This window comes from Vibrio sp. YT-19(2023), from assembly GCF_033337395.1.
Map to the genome: position 1 here is coordinate 1 of NZ_JAWOQN010000333.1, position 816 is coordinate 816.

At 48.7% G+C, this 816-nt stretch carries 1 protein-coding gene; it reads right to left on the bottom strand.

Annotated elements, in window-relative coordinates:
- Positions 1–816, bottom strand: an 816-nt coding sequence (locus R7E78_RS25740; RefSeq protein WP_318058558.1) for a sensor histidine kinase, incomplete at both ends; no start/stop codon positions are given.

Sequence of the window (816 nt, forward strand, 5' to 3'; positions counted from 1 at the left end):
CAAACACACTTCTGGTTCTGAATCACAACGCTCGATTGGCAATTTGACAGTTATCGTCGTACCCAAGCCGAATTGTGAATCGATGCAGAGCACGCCGCCCATGCAGTCGATCAATCGGTCAACGATGCTCAATCCTAACCCTGTGCCGCCATATTTGCGCGTAATGCTGTCATCCGCTTGAACAAACGGGTTGAGAATGCCTTCGAGTTGGCCATCCGTCATACCGATGCCCGTATCTGCAACTTTCAAAATTAGCTGCTTTTCGTGCAGGATGACACTGATTCCGATCTCGCCTTCTGCTGTGAATCTCACGGCATTTGAGAGCAGATTGGTGGTGATTTGCACTAATCTCAGTGCATCGATTTCAATGAAAGCATCCGAAAACGGCTTGATCGTAACTTTGTAATCCAAACCTTTCGCAAGCGCTCTTGGCTCAAAGCTTCTAAACACATCGCACAAGGTTTTGAGTAAGTCGGTTTTAGCGGGAGCAACGGTTAACTGCCCTGCTTCCAGCTTTGAGTAATCCAACACTTCGTCTACTAGCACATTCAAATGATTGAGTGACCGCATGGCCTGAGCGATCAACTCGCGATTTGAATCGGCCGTCACTTGGCGATTCAGCAAATCGAGGATGCCGTGCGCCGCCGATAATGGGGTTCTTAACTCGTGACTCATGGTCGCTAAAAAGTTTTCACGGGCGCGCACTGCAGTTTGTGCTTCTTTTTGCGCATTAATTAACGCCTGCTCACGCTCTTTTTGCTGGGTAATGTCTTGAAGCACAGTCAGCACAAACTTCTTCTTCCCGCTTGGAGACGC